This is a genomic window from Nostoc sp. NZL (assembly GCF_015714705.1).
Lineage (GTDB): Bacteria > Cyanobacteriota > Cyanobacteriia > Cyanobacteriales > Nostocaceae > Nostoc > Nostoc foliaceum_A.
Genome location: NZ_WBKL01000145.1, coordinates 14,415 through 29,412 on the forward strand (window position 1 = coordinate 14,415; position 14,998 = coordinate 29,412).

The 14,998-nt window shown below is 43.2% G+C and carries 13 protein-coding genes; 6 read left to right on the forward strand and 7 right to left on the reverse strand.

The window, feature by feature from the left end; translation table 11 throughout:
• The first annotated feature begins 148 nt into the window (after positions 1-148).
• The gene (locus tag F8R90_RS20275; RefSeq protein ID WP_190893824.1) at positions 149-1,180 is read left to right on the forward strand and encodes a hypothetical protein; all 1,032 of its coding nucleotides are present in this window, start codon (positions 149-151) and stop codon (positions 1,178-1,180) included.
• 151 nt (positions 1,181-1,331) lie between these two features.
• Here the strand turns inward: F8R90_RS20275 and F8R90_RS20280 are convergent, their stop codons facing one another.
• The 6 genes from F8R90_RS20280 to F8R90_RS20305 all read right to left on the reverse strand — a co-directional run bounded on the left by F8R90_RS20280 (position 1,332) and on the right by F8R90_RS20305 (position 9,147).
• A complete protein-coding gene (locus F8R90_RS20280) occupies positions 1,332-3,689 on the reverse strand; it encodes a two-partner secretion domain-containing protein (protein ID WP_196512178.1) in 2,358 nt (785 codons plus the stop codon).
• A 536-nt stretch (positions 3,690-4,225) separates the two neighbouring features.
• Positions 4,226-4,537: a hypothetical protein gene (locus tag F8R90_RS20285; protein WP_196512179.1), complete on the reverse strand. Its 312-nt coding sequence runs from the start codon at positions 4,535-4,537 to the stop codon at positions 4,226-4,228.
• A 310-nt stretch (positions 4,538-4,847) separates the two neighbouring features.
• On the reverse strand, positions 4,848-5,003 hold the full coding sequence (locus F8R90_RS20290) for a hypothetical protein (RefSeq protein ID WP_196512180.1): 156 nt from the start codon (positions 5,001-5,003) through the stop codon (positions 4,848-4,850).
• A 1-nt stretch (position 5,004) separates the two neighbouring features.
• The gene (locus F8R90_RS20295; protein ID WP_196512181.1) at positions 5,005-7,452 is read right to left on the reverse strand and encodes a filamentous hemagglutinin N-terminal domain-containing protein; all 2,448 of its coding nucleotides are present in this window, start codon (positions 7,450-7,452) and stop codon (positions 5,005-5,007) included.
• Positions 7,453-7,756: 304 nt separating this feature from the next.
• A complete protein-coding gene (locus F8R90_RS20300) occupies positions 7,757-8,023 on the reverse strand; it encodes a hypothetical protein (protein WP_196512182.1) in 267 nt (88 codons plus the stop codon).
• A 296-nt stretch (positions 8,024-8,319) separates the two neighbouring features.
• Positions 8,320-9,147, reverse strand: a complete 828-nt coding sequence (locus F8R90_RS20305; protein WP_196512183.1) for a carbohydrate ABC transporter permease — start codon at positions 9,145-9,147, stop codon at positions 8,320-8,322.
• Between the two features lie 180 nt (positions 9,148-9,327).
• Here F8R90_RS20305 and F8R90_RS20310 point away from each other — a divergent pair, with 180 nt between their 5' ends.
• From F8R90_RS20310 to folE, 5 genes are all read left to right on the forward strand, one after another.
• The gene (locus tag F8R90_RS20310; protein WP_190895594.1) at positions 9,328-10,026 is read left to right on the forward strand and encodes an aldehyde oxygenase (deformylating); all 699 of its coding nucleotides are present in this window, start codon (positions 9,328-9,330) and stop codon (positions 10,024-10,026) included.
• A gap of 128 nt (positions 10,027-10,154) precedes the next feature.
• Complete coding sequence (locus tag F8R90_RS20315) at positions 10,155-11,174, forward strand: long-chain acyl-[acyl-carrier-protein] reductase (protein ID WP_190895595.1); 1,020 nt, start codon at positions 10,155-10,157, stop codon at positions 11,172-11,174.
• 164 nt (positions 11,175-11,338) lie between these two features.
• Positions 11,339-12,319, forward strand: coding sequence for an acetyl-CoA carboxylase carboxyltransferase subunit alpha (locus tag F8R90_RS20320; RefSeq protein WP_190895596.1), 981 nt, complete (start codon positions 11,339-11,341; stop codon positions 12,317-12,319).
• 354 nt (positions 12,320-12,673) lie between these two features.
• The gene (locus F8R90_RS20325; RefSeq protein WP_196512219.1) at positions 12,674-13,399 is read left to right on the forward strand and encodes an SDR family oxidoreductase; all 726 of its coding nucleotides are present in this window, start codon (positions 12,674-12,676) and stop codon (positions 13,397-13,399) included.
• Between the two features lie 100 nt (positions 13,400-13,499).
• On the forward strand, positions 13,500-14,207 hold the full coding sequence (folE, locus tag F8R90_RS20330; RefSeq protein WP_190895597.1) for a GTP cyclohydrolase I FolE: 708 nt from the start codon (positions 13,500-13,502) through the stop codon (positions 14,205-14,207).
• A gap of 74 nt (positions 14,208-14,281) precedes the next feature.
• Here the strand turns inward: folE and F8R90_RS20335 are convergent, their stop codons facing one another.
• On the reverse strand, positions 14,282-14,926 hold the full coding sequence (locus F8R90_RS20335; RefSeq protein WP_196512184.1) for a phosphoribosylanthranilate isomerase: 645 nt from the start codon (positions 14,924-14,926) through the stop codon (positions 14,282-14,284).
• Between the last annotated feature and the right edge of the window lie 72 nt (positions 14,927-14,998).

Consider the following 14,998-nt stretch of genomic DNA (forward strand, 5'->3'; position numbering starts at 1 on the left):
TTCTCTTTGATTAATTAAGTACCTCGCTGAGGTGGTTTACCCCTTGCCCCTATTTTGTGGTAATCCAAGATACTGCACCACCTCTTAAGTTAGAGCTTACAGATTGTGGCATAATAAGCCGATCGCGTCCACTAGTTAGTCATCAATCGTGCAAGATACCGACTCCATCAACGACCTTGCTGCTGCGTTACTACAGCCAGCAGATATCAGCTTTGAACTGCCCGATCCAGAAGATGAACAGATTCTAGAGTCAGATTTTCAACAGCAGCTAGAAATAGCTTGGCAGGTATGCGATCGCTTTGATTTGCAAACTGAAATCTGGCGGGGGCGAATTTTACGTGCTATCCGCGACAGAGAGAAAGTGGGTGGTGACGGACGCGGTACTGGCTTTCTGCGATGGCTAAAAGAGCGGGAAATCAGCAAAAGTCAAGCTTATGCCTGGATTCAACTGGCGAATAGTGCCGATACTCTCATCGAAGACGGTAAACTTGACCCAGGTTCTGTAAACAACTTCAGCAAACGGGCATTTGTTGAAACCTCCAAAGCATCGCCAGAAGTGCAACAGATGGTGAGTGAAGCCGCCCAAAAAGGCGATCGCATCACCAGGCGGGAAGTGCGTCAACTCAGCGATGAATGGACAGCCATGTCCTCAGATTTATTACCTGAAGCAGTCAAGGAAAAAGCAGCAGATAACACCCTTCCCCCACGCTATATCGCCCCACTGGTGAAGGAAATGGAAAAACTGCCAGAATCGCACCAAAAGTTTATCCAAAAGGAAATAGCTGCTAACCCTGATGTGGATACCCTCAAACAAGTTACTACAGAAGCGCGTAACTTGGCCAAATATCTCAAAGGGGCGGCTCAAGTTCAGGCGCTAACGCAGGAAAATATTGATATTGAAACAGCCTTAGAAGAAGCGCAAAGAGTCGGCTGTTTGAGCATTGCTGCTGACTTGGTGAATCAAGCATCCCAGATTGAACAAACGATCGCTAAACTCTATATGACTTGGAAACGAATCGGCAATTTGGCAGATAGATTATATGTAGATACTGGCGCAAGTACACCCAACTTGCGATCGCTCCTCACTTGCTTGGAACCTCTGGGTGGTGAAATCATGGAATTGCAACTTAGTGGCGCGACTGAACACACTGTGCGTCTGCAAATTCAGGAGACGAGTTAGGGAGTTAATGTAAATTCGACGAACCTCTCCCTGGCTTGAACTAAAGTTCAAGTTTCTCTCCGACTCGGAGAGGGACGGTTTTGCTTAGTAAAACCAGGGAGAGGTCTTTTGATTGAGCTAATTAGGCGGACACTATATGATAAATTCACATTTAATTAGCAGCGCAAGATGTAGCGGTGAGCGAGGAGTTATGGGGCGAGGCAGTGGGAACTTGAGCAACCAAAACCACATTACCATTGGCATCCATTACCCATCCTTGGGCTTCTACAATTTGAGTAGGTTCATTGACAGAGTTAACTTTCTGTGATTTTTCTTCTGTGTTTCGCTGCGCCTGAACAACGGCTCTTTTATGAATACCGCCAGCACGATTCTGACTCTCTGGAGAGAGTGTGATCCAATCTGCCAGCACCGCATCATCAGCTATCAATGGCTGCGTGGGATCGGCTACTAATCCTCCACGCCCAGTAGCAATAAATGAACTCCTGGCTATTTTTCCACCAGAATTACAATCAGCAGCAATTTGCTGGGAAGCATCAACCAGATTTACGGGCAATTCTGCTAATCCTTTACTGGGGTCAGCATCTGGTGAATTGATTTGTACAGTGCCATTTAATAAAGGGTTTTGCTGAGAAAATGCCGTGATGTCACTTGTTCGCAGGTTATTCGGGTTGATTGAGCCTGTTGGGTCAAGCCTTTCTACGTCTGCACGGGTGCGTCGCACAAAACCAAAGATGTTCTTAGTTGTGATTGTGATTTTACCACCAGAGCCAGAGAAGGCGTTGGCGGTGATATCGTTATTTCCGAAGGGAGTAGCAACGAGGAAGCCATTAGGTGCTTTGATGGTGATATTACCGCCAGTTTTATCACCCCCAGCATTAGTGGAGATTTGACTGTTGCGACGCATCAGTAATAAGTCCTGCACCTGTAGCCAAATATCACCACCCCGACCTAACTCACTATTAGATGTGAGTTTTCCTTTGTTGTCCAGAAGTATGGAGCGAGCAGTTATATTGAGTTCACCTGCTGATCCTAAATTACTTACATCTCCTTTGTAGATTGCATTCGGTTGAAGCTTTGGAAGTTCACTGCTGACAGTTATTGCAGCCCCATCCAAGATAATCAATTGTCCTGTGGCGATTGTCAATTTTCCAGCCTCTCCGGAACCTAAAGTTCCAGCAAACAAGCCGCTGGGCAAGCCATCTGCTGCGATTCCTATTAGTTCTATAGACTCTGAGGCGTTGACAGTCAAATTTCCTCCTGAACCTATGGCTGGTATAAATTCTACTGGAGTCCGATATGCTCCACTAGACCGTGTTGATACTTCTGCCCCACCTTGGATAAGCAATTTCCTAGTGTTGATTGTAAGGTCGCCCGCCTTTCCTACACTGGTAGTTATGCTAGAAAGTGTACTAGGATAAGTAAAATTATCTGCTGTCGTAAAGCTACCAATCAACTCTATGGACTCGGAGGCGTTCACAATCAAATTTCCTCCTGCACCATTACCTCTAGTAGAAGTCAATACTTGTGCACCATCTCGAACAATTAATTTCCTGGTAGTAATCTTTAATTCTCCACCATTTCCAACGCTATTATTCCGATTTCTCAAAAGCACAAGAGGGCCAATGAGTTCTACGACTTTGCCCTGCACCTGGATGTTACCACCACCTACCCCACTGACATCCACAGTAGATGGAATATCAGAACCGTCAACAGTTCGCTCGATGAGTTGAATGTTCTGGAAATTCTGGACGCCTTCATATCCTAAGTCCCAATTTTGGTTGTTTGAGTTTAGACTGACCAGACTATTGACAGCAACACTTCCTAGCTCAATTTGTCCTGATACTGCTGTTAAACTTCCACCCTCTAACACAACATCACCGCCTATAAGTGCTAAGGTTTGGCCTGGCTGCACCTGTAAACCAACAGGTTCGCCCAAACTATTGACTGCGCCACCTGGACTAGCTTGGGATTGATTATAGATAGAAGCCGCAGTGACTCCAAATTGTAAGCCAATAGGAACACTTACTGTTAACAGGGGTGCAGCTTGGGGATTTGTGGCGCTAAACTTTGTACCATCGGCAAAGTTCAGACTACTTGCTGTACTTGCAATAAATGAACCGCCGATGTTTAAAGTAGCATTGTTACCAAAAATAATTCCGTTGGGATTAATTAAAAACAGGTTAGCTGTGCCGTTAGCTTTAAGGATGCCATCAATATTAGAAATAGACTTACCCGTTACCCGGCTAATAATGTTCTGAATACCCTCAGTATTTTTAAACTCAGCCGTAGTCCCATTGAGTACAGAAAATTCCTTGAAACTGTGGAACAAGTTGCTTTCTAGTTGGGTTCCACCTTCAATAATTGTGATATTTTCCTGTGTTGTAACTTGAGAATTATTAGGTAGAGTACTATCTTGAATGATTTGGGCAAAAGCACAATTAGCAGAGAAAGTTATTGCGCTACCGATTAAAATACTTAAGCTTTGAAACCAGCCACATACAATACTCATAACGAATAGCAAACTCCTTTTAAAAATTACCACTTGTTAAATAATGGTAACGTTGTACCTTTATTCAGTAACTATATATATTTAAATAGATTACATTATTTAAATCATTAATATACGTTTTGCTATTCTCTAAATCTGATAATATTCGTCATTACAAATAATAAAAGTTAAGGTACAAAAATGTTATGTCGCTAAAAAACTGTGTTCTACTTAATTGAAAATCGCTATTATTAGCGATGCTATTGTCTACTTAACAGCTGAAACGTTTGCTTACTGTGCATAACAAGGAAGTTTTATAACATTAGTAACAAAACAATTGGCTTTTTAGAGCAACGTTATTAGGGATTATCAAGAAATAAATTATTCAATCTTGTGGGATGGACATCTTGCCGATCTTCGATTATGGCCGGGCAAGACACCCACCCTACAACAAGTAGTTGGATATTGTAGTTGGATATTTTTGATTTGGAAGTCCTTTTCCTGTATTCTCAATTAATCGGTATTAGGTGTGAAGTTAACAATACCGCTACGGTTTTCTAGCATTTAACGCAACGTCCTTGCCAGTCCTCGCAGCATTGCAATTTCATGACAACAGGACCTAGACCTGCTGGCAAAAATCCCTGAGGTTGCTTGTTCTCAACAGCATTAGTAGATGGAATTGGAGCTAGTTCGATATTGCACTCAAGCTTAATTTTCAGGACTCTATCTTTTGATATACCGTTTTCTTCGAGTAGCGTGCGAAAATTAGAAGTTTTCAAAATTTCTATAATTTCCTGCTGAATTTTCTCTTCTAACCGCTCTAAAGTTTCAGAATCAATGACTGCTTGTTGTGAAGTTTGAGATTCCATGAATTTTACTTTCCTTGCAGACTGGTAGATGTGTGAACTTATCTTGTAATGTACTAAATTAACGTGACTTCGATTAGTACAGTTTGGCGACGAAGAAATTAAAGATACAGAGTCTAGAGTGACACAACAGCCTTAGGTTTCTAACGCTCTTGCGAACTCCGATAATTATGACTTCAGCTTGGCTAGTAATAATTACGCATTGTGTAACAAAACTTCATATATTTCTGCCGGATTTCCTTAAAGCATTCATGAATATGGCTACTGACCGTTAATTATTTAAGTGGATTGAGTAATTGATACCCCCTCACTTTCATACTCTGCCTACGGTTTGGATAAGCCCATAGGCTTTATTACAAAAGGCGATCGCTTGTATAAGGTTGTTGCGAAGAAGCGATCGCACCCACACATGAGTTGAGTAGAAAGAGCGATCGCATGTATGAAGCTTATTCTGAATAAGCGATCGCACTTTAATTACCAGTGCAAGATGTAGCGACGAGTGAGGAGTTATGGGGCGAGGCAGTGGGAACTTGAGCAACCAGAACCACATTCCCATTAGCATCTATAATCCATCCTTGGGCTTCCGCAATTTGAGTAGGTTCATTGACATAATTAACGTTCTGTGGTTTATTTTCTGTGTTTCTCTGCTTGTGAACAACCACTCTGTTCTGGATACCCTCAGCACGATTCTGACTCTCTGGAGAGAGTGTGATCCAATCTGCTAGCACTGCATCAGCCATCAATGGCTCTGTCGGATCAGGTGCTAGTCCTCCACGCCCAGTTGCAATAAATGAACTTCTGGCTATTTTTACACCAGAATTACAACCAGCAGCAATTTGCTGGGAAGCATCAACCAAATTTACGGGTAGTTCCACTAATCCTTTATTGGGGTCAGCATCTGGTGAGTTGATTTGTACCGTGCCATTTAATGAAGGGTTTTGTTGAGAAAATGCCGTGATGTCATTTGTTCGCAGGTTAGTCGGGTTTATTTCTTTTGGGTCAAGTTTCCCTACGTCTGCACGAGTGCGGGGCACAAATCCAAAAATGTTCTTACTAGTGATTGTGATTTTACCACCAGAGTCAGAGAAGGCATTGGCAGTGATATCGTTATTTCCGAAGGGGGCAGCGATTAGGAAGCCATTAGGTGCATTGATGATAATATTACCGCCATCTCCACCAAGCCTTGCTGTACCTGCATTAGTGGTTATTTGACTTTCGCGGCGCATCAATAATAAGTTCTGCACCTGTAGCCTAATATCTCCACCTCGACCTGACTCACTATTAGATGTGAGTTTTCCTTTATTGTCCAGAAATATGGAGCGAGCGGTTATATTTAAATCGCCTGCTTTCCCTAAGTTATTTGGATCTCCGATATAGATTACATTTTTTCGAGCTTGGCTGCTCACAGTTATTGCAGCCCCATCCTTGATAATCAATTGCCCTGTAGTTAGGGTCAAGTTTCCGCCATCTCCAGGCCCTTCAGTTCCAGAAAACAAGCCACTGAGTCTAGAACCATTTGGTGAGGTTCCAATTAGTTCTACCGACTCGGAAGCATTCACCGTCAAGTTTCCTGCTTTTCCTGTATTTGTTGGTGTAAGTTGGTTAAGAATCAACCTATATATGCCCTCAGAGCTTGTTGATATTCTTGCCCCTCCTAGGATACGCAACTTTCCAGTGTTAATTGTGATGCTACCAGCGTTTTTATCGCCATAAGTTGCACTAAATAATCCACTGTATATTAAATCACTACCATCTCGGAAGAGAGGAACGGAGGTGCCGCCGATTAGTTCCACGGAATCTGAGGCGTTTATGGTCAATTGGCCATGCAATTGTGCTCCACCTCTGACCACTAACTTCTGAGTAGTGACATTTATGTTTCCAGAGTTTCCGGTGGAAAAACTCTGAGTAAACACTCGCGCATCTTGTTCAAGTACTACAGACTCTGAGGCGTTCACTGTTAAATTTCCTGCTGATTGCCCTTCAAAAGGATCAACTAGAATAAGGAAACCGCCAGCTACCCACACAAGTTTGCCTTGCATGTGGATATTGCCGCCACTCTCTCCATGAGTATCTACAGTCGATCGAACTTTATTTAACTGGATTAGTTCGACGTTCTGGAAATTTTGAACACCTTCATATCCCAATGCCCAACCTTGATTCGTTGGGCTTAAACTGACCAGACTATTACCAGCGACGCTTCCTAACTCAACTCTTCCTTCCTTTGCAGTTATATTTCCCCCCTCTAGCGTTATATCACCGCCTATAAGTGCCAATGTTTTGCCTTGCTGCACCTGTAGACCAACGCCTTGTCTAAAGATATTAACTGCACCATCTGGCTTGGCTTGGGATTGATTTCGGATGGGAGCCGCAGTTGCTCCAAATTGTAAGCCAATGGGAACGCTTAGTGTCAGTAGAGGTGTAGTTTGAGGAGATGTAGCACTAAACTTTGTACCATCAGCAAAGTTTAAACTATCGGCCGTACTAGCTACAAATGAACCGCCGATATTTAAAGAAGCATTAGGCCCAAAAACAATGCCGTTAGGATTAATTAGAAACAGGTTGGCTGTGCCGTTAGCTTTCAGAATGCCATCTATATTAGAAATCGAATTGCCACTCACCCGACTGATGATGTTTTGAATATCTATTGCATTATTAAAATGCGCTGTCCTTCCCGCAGAGACAGAAAACTGTTCAAAGCTGTGGAACAAGTTTGTACCACGAACTGCCCCACCATCAATCTGGTCTATAGGCTGACCATCGATTAGCTTTGGTGTAATGATTGAACTTTCAGATCCAAGTGTGTCATCTTTTTGTATTTGGGCTAAGGCAACACTTTCAAAGAAAGTGAGCACTCCAGCAATTGCTAAAGTACTCACTATCCCTAACTCCCAGCACCAACTGCTTCGGTATCGAGACATCACAAACTTGCACCCAAAAAATAAGAGTATATTGAAATACTGTTCCTTGCTAATTAGGTAAGTAAGTGGGTGTGAATAATTAAAGGTCTGTAGTAATGGCTTCAGCCCTATTTTTTAAAGGCTGGAGCCATTTACTAAGAACCAATTTAATTAATTTTACATTGGGTAACATAGTTTGATTTATTCTTGCCCACTTACTTGTAGTGATACTTAAAATTATCTCTGTAGCCTAACTAGTAAATGCAAAGTTCAGCATTTTTATACTCACTAGAATAAACTCTTTGCAGTACGAAAACTAATTTATTTAGCAGTTACAGCCAAAAGGGTCGCCAGTTGAGGGGCAAGGGATACACCATGAGTTTTGCATTACCTCAATTCGTTGCTGTTCATCAACTGCATCACCAGATTTGATTTTATTTGGGTCAAGATTGAACTGCCACTGAACTGTCAAAGCTCTAGCATCTGGTACCCCATACTTTTCAAGCACGCTGTATAAGCCAGCATTATTAACGCTTTCAAGCAGTTTTTGTTGAATTTCGTCTTTTAACTGCTGTAGTGTTTCAGGATTCATAACTGTTTTCGTTTCTTACAGGATGTGTCTAATTCCAGCTTTACTAGTAATAATTACGTATAGTGTTACAAAAGTTCATGTTTTATTGCCGGATGTACTTTAAGTATTGATGAACCATAAGAGCGTACAATTTTGGCTACGTTTCTATTTAGGTACTGAAGAGGACAGAAAAGTGATCCCTTGATTGCAGAACGCTATACGCAGCTTACTGAAGAGAATGAGTATGATAAGTTACACCAATGCACCACCAGCTTAAACAATAAGATGGGCTTTCACTTGCCGTCAGCCTCTCTCGCTCAATTCTTAATTCCCGTCGCAGCAATACCCTGAATAAACTGACGTTGACCGATGAGAAATAATACCATCACTGGAACTGTCGCTATTGTCACCGCCGCCATCATCAAGGGCCAATTATTCGTAAATTGTTCTTGAAACTCTGCCAACGCCAGCTGCACTGTCCTTAATTCTGGTCGTGTCGTAAATACCAAAGGCTTAAATAAATCATTCCATTCGCCGATGAAGGTGAACAAAAACAGCGTCACCAAGGCCGGACGGGCTAAAGGTAACATCACCCGCCACAAAATTTGTAGTCGGTTCGCCCCATCTATCGCTGCGGCTTCTTCTAACTCCACGGGAATTGTCTGGAAATACTGACGTAGCAAGAAAATCCCGAATCCGTTGACAGCAGTGGGTAAAATCAGCGCCCAGTATGTATTTATCAAGTGTCCCCACTTCAAAACCAAAAAGATGGGAATCACCAATAACTGAAAGGGAATCACCAAAGTTGCTAAAACGACCAATAGCAGTGCTTGGCGTCCCCGAAACTTCAGCCGTGCTAGGGCATAACCAGCCAAAGCAGAAGTGACAATCTGAAACGCCGTCACAGCGATCGCTACCAAGGTAGAATTAGCAAACGCCAGCAAAAATTTTCCCTGTTGCCATGCAACGCGGTAATTAGCTAAAGACCAGTTATTTTTGGACAAATTTTCTGGGCTGGCGACCGTCGGTGCAAAGGAGGTGAGAAAGACCACAAACAACGGTAGTAGAACGATAAATGCCCCTAGCAGTAACACTACTAGGCTCAAAAAATCGCCAGATTTCAGATTCGAGTTTGGTTTAAACATAACTTGAACTGCAAAGCATTTGTTTCGCTAGGACTAGAGCATCTTCCCCAGCAACAGTTAATCTATAAACATAGTTACTTGTTAAGTTAAATTAAACCACAGTGATTGTTACCCTCAGTTCATAGGGTAAATTGAATCCTGGTGTCAAATAATTCAGGTTTACAGGAGTAAACATAAACCATGCAGCAGCTTGCAGACCAATTTAAAGAATTAGATTTCAAGAGCGAAACATACAAAGATGCTTATAGCCGGATTAATGCGATCGTGATTGAAGGGGAACAAGAAGCCCATGAGAATTACATCACACTCGCCCAACTGCTGCCAGAATCTCATGATGAATTGATTCGCCTATCTAAGATGGAAAGTCGCCATAAGAAAGGATTTGAAGCTTGTGGACGCAATTTGCAAGTAACCCCAGATTTGCAATTTGCTAAGGAGTTTTTCTCTGGGCTACACCAAAATTTCCAAACAGCGGCCGCAGATGGAAAGGTCGTTACTTGCTTATTAATTCAGTCTTTAATTATTGAATGTTTTGCGATCGCAGCATATAACATTTACATCCCTGTTGCCGATGACTTTGCCCGCAAAATTACTGAGGGAGTAGTAAAAGAAGAATACAGCCATCTAAACTTTGGAGAAGTTTGGTTGAAAGAACACTTTACAGAATCCAAAGCTGAATTAGAGCAAGCAAATCGCCAAAACCTACCTATTGTGTGGAGAATGCTGAACCAAGTAGAGGGTGATGCCCACACAATGGCAATGGAAAAAGATGCTTTAGTAGAAGACTTTATGATTCAGTACGGTGAAGCATTAAGTAACATCGGTTTCACGACTCGCGATATTATGCGCTTGTCGGCCTACGGACTAATCGCAGCTTAAAAAAGTTAGGAGCAAAGCCGGAGACGCTTCGCCTCCGGTGAGGATTTATGAGTCGTACTCCTAACTCTCAACTCCTAAAGCTATTAAATTCCACGCTCTCAAGACAGCATAAGCCTAATAATCACTACATGTTTGGTCTAATTGGACATCTGACTAGTTTAGAACACGCTCAAGCGGTAGCTCAAGAATTGGGATACCCAGAATATGCCGATCAAGGGCTAGACTTTTGGTGCAGCGCCCCGCCGCAAATTGTTGATAGCATTATTGTCACCAGTGTAACTGGGCAACAAATTGAAGGACGGTATGTAGAATCTTGCTTTTTGCCAGAAATGCTAGCTAGTCGCCGCATCAAAGCCGCAACGCGCAAAATCCTTAACGCCATGGCCCATGCACAGAAGCATGGCATTAACATCACAGCTTTAGGCGGATTTTCCTCAATTATTTTTGAAAACTTTAAGTTAGAGCAGTTTAGCCAAGTCCGCAACATTAAACTAGAGTTTGAACGCTTCACCACAGGAAACACACATACTGCCTACATTATTTGTAAGCAGGTGGAAGAAGCGTCAAAACAACTGGGAATTGATCTTTCAAAAGCGACTGTTGCTATATGTGGAGCAACTGGGGATATTGGTAGTGCAGTTACACGTTGGCTAGATGCGAAAACAGATGTCCAAGAACTTTTGTTGATCGCCCGCGATCAAGAACGTCTCAAAGAGTTGCAAGGCGAACTGGGACGAGGAAAAATCATGGGTTTGACAGAAGCACTGCCCCTCGCTGATGTTGTAGTTTGGGTTGCTAGTATGCCCAGAGGCGTGGAAATTGACCCCACCACATTGAAACAACCCTGTTTGTTGATTGATGGTGGTTATCCTAAAAACTTAGCGACAAAAATTCAGTACCCTGGTGTACACGTCTTAAATGGTGGAATTGTAGAGCATTCCCTGGATATTGACTGGAAAATTATGAAAATAGTCAATATGGACGTGCCAGCCCGCCAATTGTTTGCTTGTTTTGCCGAATCAATGCTGCTGGAATTTGAGAAGTTATACACGAACTTTTCGTGGGGACGGAATCAGATTACCGTAGACAAAATGGAGCAGATTGGTCGGGTATCAGTAAAACATGGATTTAGACCACTGCTGGTTTAACTGTAAGGGTTAGGAGTTAAAAGTTAGGAGTTAAAAGTTATAACAGTTAAAAGCTAAGAACTTTCATCAGTACACTCCTTCTAATATCTAACTCATCACTCCTAACTTCTAACTCCTCACCCCTCACTCTGAAAAACCTATAACTCGTACCTATAACCCCTACGATGGCAACTACCGAGCGTAAACCGCTATTGTTAGATTTTGAAAAACCCCTAGCAGAACTCGCAACCCGAATTGATCAAATTCGGCAACTTGCAGAAGAGAATGGCGTCGATGTTTCTGGTCAAATTCGTCAACTAGAAGCACGCGCTATGCAACTGCGTGAGGAAATTTTCAGTAGTCTATCCCCGTCTCAGCGACTGCAAGTCGCTCGTCATCCGCGTCGCCCCAGTACTCTCGATTACATTCAGGCTATTAGTGATGAATGGATGGAATTGCATGGCGATCGCTGTGGTGGTGACGATCCGGCTTTAGTTGGTGGTGTCGGTCGTCTGAGTGGGCAACCCGTGGTGATGTTGGGTCATCAAAAAGGCCGTGATACCAAAGACAATATTGCCCGTAACTTTGGAATGCCCTACCCTGGCGGTTACCGCAAAGCGATGCGGTTGATGGAACACGCCAACAAGTTTAGTATGCCGATACTAACTTTTATCGATACGCCAGGAGCTTGGTCTGGCGTAGAAGCAGAACATCAAGGTCAAGGAGAAGCGATCGCCTACAACTTGCGCGAAATGTTCTGCTTAGATGTGCCAATTATTTGCACAGTCATTGGTGAAGGTGGTTCCGGTGGCGCACTTGGTATTGGCGTAGGCGATCGCCTACTCATGTTTGAACACTCAGTTTATACAGTCGCTACCCCCGAAGCCTGCGCCGCCATTTTGTGGAAAGATGCTGGCAAAGCTCCCCAAGCCGCTGTTGCTCTGAAAATTATTTCCCACGATTTGAAAAAGTTGGGAATTATCGACCAAATACTACCTGAACCCACTGGTGGTGCTCATTCCGATCCTTTAAAAGCTGCTACCACTCTCAAGCAAGTCCTGCTAGAAAATTTGGACGAACTCAATCGTTTAACAGCTCCAGAACGCCGCCAACTGCGCTATGAAAAATTCCGCAAAATTGGTGTTTTTACAGAAGTTGCCCACTAACAGCACTACATAATGATTGATTAGCCGAGCAGCAATGCTATAATTGCCTATGTGCTTAAAGATTTTTAACAATCTAGCCATAGGCATTTGCATGTTTGAGAAATCTACTCAATTTGATTGAGTGGGTTTTGTGTTATTAGGTAATCTAATTTGAGTGTACGGCGTGGTTTTCCAGGCGATGATTTGTTGTCTTCACTGGTAAAACCTACAATATGCCAACTATTGCACTGCATTATAGCAGTTGCTTAATGGAAATCATCAGATTTTTAGATTCCTTTAATATATCCAAACCGAGAAATGTAAATAATTGGGTGGTAATAGGCTTTGGGAACTGCCAAAAAATTGGGAGACACCATGAGTGTTGAGCAAAAACGACGTGCCCTGATTACTGGGGCAAGTAGTGGAATTGGGAAAGCAACGGCTTTAGCCTTTGCGAAAGCGGGAATAGATGTCGCCTTAGTCAGCCGTTCTTTGGATAAGTTGGAGGCGGTAAGAGAAGCAGTCGAGCATACTGGGGTGGAAGCGAAAGCTTACGCTGTAGATTTAGCGCGGATATCCGAAGTAAAAGAAAAGATCCAAGCGATCGCTCTTGACTTTGGTGATATAGACATTCTGGTAAACAATGCGGGCCTTGCCTATACAGCTACTTTGAGTGAAACTCCTTTAGAGGACTGGCAGCAGGTAATTGACTTAAATCTCACCAGCGTGTTTCAGTGCATTGTGGGGATTTTACCCTCAATGCGCGATCAGGGTACAGGCACAATTATCAACGTCGCCTCAATTGCCGCCAAGCAGCCCTTTCCCGGTTGGGGAGCATACAGCGTTAGCAAAGCTGGTTTGATTGCCCTCTCTCAAACCCTGGCACAAGAAGAACGCACCCACGGCATTCGTGTCACAGCTATTTGTCCTGGCGCAGTCAATACCGAACTTTGGGACACAGAAACAGTCCATGCCGACTTAGACCGTTCCAAAATGTTAACGCCAGAAATTGTGGCTCAGTCAATTCTCCACACAGTTCTGTTACCACAACAGGCAGTTATTGATGAATTGACCCTGATGCCCAGCGCTGGTGCACTCTAATTGCGAAGTTAGAAGTTAGGAGTTAGGAGTTAGAATTTTTAACTCATAACTCATAACTCATAACTCATAACTAAATTAAAACCATAACCAAGACTGAATCATGACTATCGCTAGTTCCAACGGTTCCAATTTCTCTCAATCACCTCTGATTCCTGATTTGGCAGAAGCCATAACTCCTAGACCCGATCGCAATACTCATAACGGGCGACAAGCGGATGTGTTCCCGCCAAAAGAGGAACAGCTGGAGGACATGAAGGATGCCGTGCGGACACTAATATTGGGCGTTGGCGAAGACCCCGAACGCGAAGGACTCCTCAAAACACCCAAGCGAGTGGCCGAGGCAATGCGGTTTCTTACCAGTGGTTACAACCAATCCCTTGAAGAACTTGTTAACGATGCCATCTTTGATGAAGGGCATAGCGAGATGGTACTAGTTAGAGATATTAATTTCTTTAGCCTGTGCGAACACCATATGCTGCCATTTATGGGTAGAGCACACGTTGCTTATATCCCCAACCAAAAAGTTGTGGGACTGAGTAAACTCGCCCGCATTGTTGAGATGTATTCCCGTCGCTTGCAAGTGCAGGAGAGGTTAACCCGCCAAATTGCCGAAGCAATCCAGACCATTCTAGAACCTCAAGGTGTCGCCGTTGTCATGGAAGCTAGCCATATGTGTATGGTGATGCGGGGGGTTCAAAAACCAGGCTCTTGGACTGTCACTAGCGCAATGGTTGGTGCGTTCCAAGAGGAGCACAAAACCCGCGAAGAATTTTTTAACTTGATTCGCCACCAACCAGCGTTCTTTTAAGTGCTGAGTTAGGAGACGCGATTAATCGCGTCTGTACAGTTAGGAGTTAGGAGTTAATTCACAACTTATCACTCCTAACTTCTAGATAACTCAATGTTTTTTAGGCTCTGAAATAGAAGTGCTACTTTATCTAAATCCTTATCTCCAGGTGCGCGTTCCACACCACTAGATAAATCAACACCACTGGGATTAACCTGACTCAGGGCTTCAACAATATTATCTGCTGTTAGTCCCCCAGCTAGAAACCAAGGGCAATTGGGGCTAAATTGCTCTAGCATTGTCCAATCTAAGGTTTTACCTGTACCACCAAGTTGTTCGGGATGGTAGGCATCAAGTAGTAAAGTATCTACGTATTTTGTGTAATTAGCTACTGTGTCAAGATGATCAACACTCCGAATTCTCAGTGCTCTAATAATTTCGACATTGGGTAAAGCTTGACGTAACTGGTAGCAAAAATCTGGTAATTCATCTCCGTGTAACTGGACACCAGTCAACCCAGAATCAACAACTATCTTACTGATTTCAGGGACACTAGCATTGGCAAAAACACCAATTGTGTCAATATGAGCCGGAAGTTCTGCCACTGCTGCCTGAATTTGGGATGTAGTCACATAGCGAGGTGAGGTTGGTACACAAATAAATCCTAGTGCCGTTGCGCCTAGAGAGGCGATCGCTATAGACTGCTGTGGTTGGGTAATGCCGCAAATTTTAACGCGCATGAAAATTTAACAAATTTAAAATAATCATCAAAAAAGTCTAAGCTATCCGAAAAACTTTTGTGCCTTGGTAAT

Bases quoted from the DNA above. Each gene is read 5' to 3' on its own strand.
- F8R90_RS20280 (WP_196512178.1), bottom strand. From the start codon at position 3,689: ATGAGTATTGTATGTGGCTGGTTTCAAAGCTTAAGTATTTTAATCGGT.
- F8R90_RS20285 (WP_196512179.1), bottom strand. From the start codon at position 4,537: ATGGAATCTCAAACTTCACAACAAGCAGTCATTGATTCTGAAACTTTA.
- F8R90_RS20295 (WP_196512181.1), bottom strand. From the start codon at position 7,452: ATGTCTCGATACCGAAGCAGTTGGTGCTGGGAGTTAGGGATAGTGAGT.
- F8R90_RS20300 (WP_196512182.1), bottom strand. From the start codon at position 8,023: ATGAATCCTGAAACACTACAGCAGTTAAAAGACGAAATTCAACAAAAA.
- F8R90_RS20305 (WP_196512183.1), bottom strand. From the start codon at position 9,147: ATGTTTAAACCAAACTCGAATCTGAAATCTGGCGATTTTTTGAGCCTA.
- F8R90_RS20310 (WP_190895594.1), top strand. From the start codon at position 9,328: ATGCAGCAGCTTGCAGACCAATTTAAAGAATTAGATTTCAAGAGCGAA.
- F8R90_RS20315 (WP_190895595.1), top strand. From the start codon at position 10,155: ATGTTTGGTCTAATTGGACATCTGACTAGTTTAGAACACGCTCAAGCG.
- F8R90_RS20320 (WP_190895596.1), top strand. From the start codon at position 11,339: ATGGCAACTACCGAGCGTAAACCGCTATTGTTAGATTTTGAAAAACCC.
- F8R90_RS20325 (WP_196512219.1), top strand. From the start codon at position 12,674: ATGAGTGTTGAGCAAAAACGACGTGCCCTGATTACTGGGGCAAGTAGT.
- folE (WP_190895597.1), top strand. From the start codon at position 13,500: ATGACTATCGCTAGTTCCAACGGTTCCAATTTCTCTCAATCACCTCTG.
- F8R90_RS20335 (WP_196512184.1), bottom strand. From the start codon at position 14,926: ATGCGCGTTAAAATTTGCGGCATTACCCAACCACAGCAGTCTATAGCG.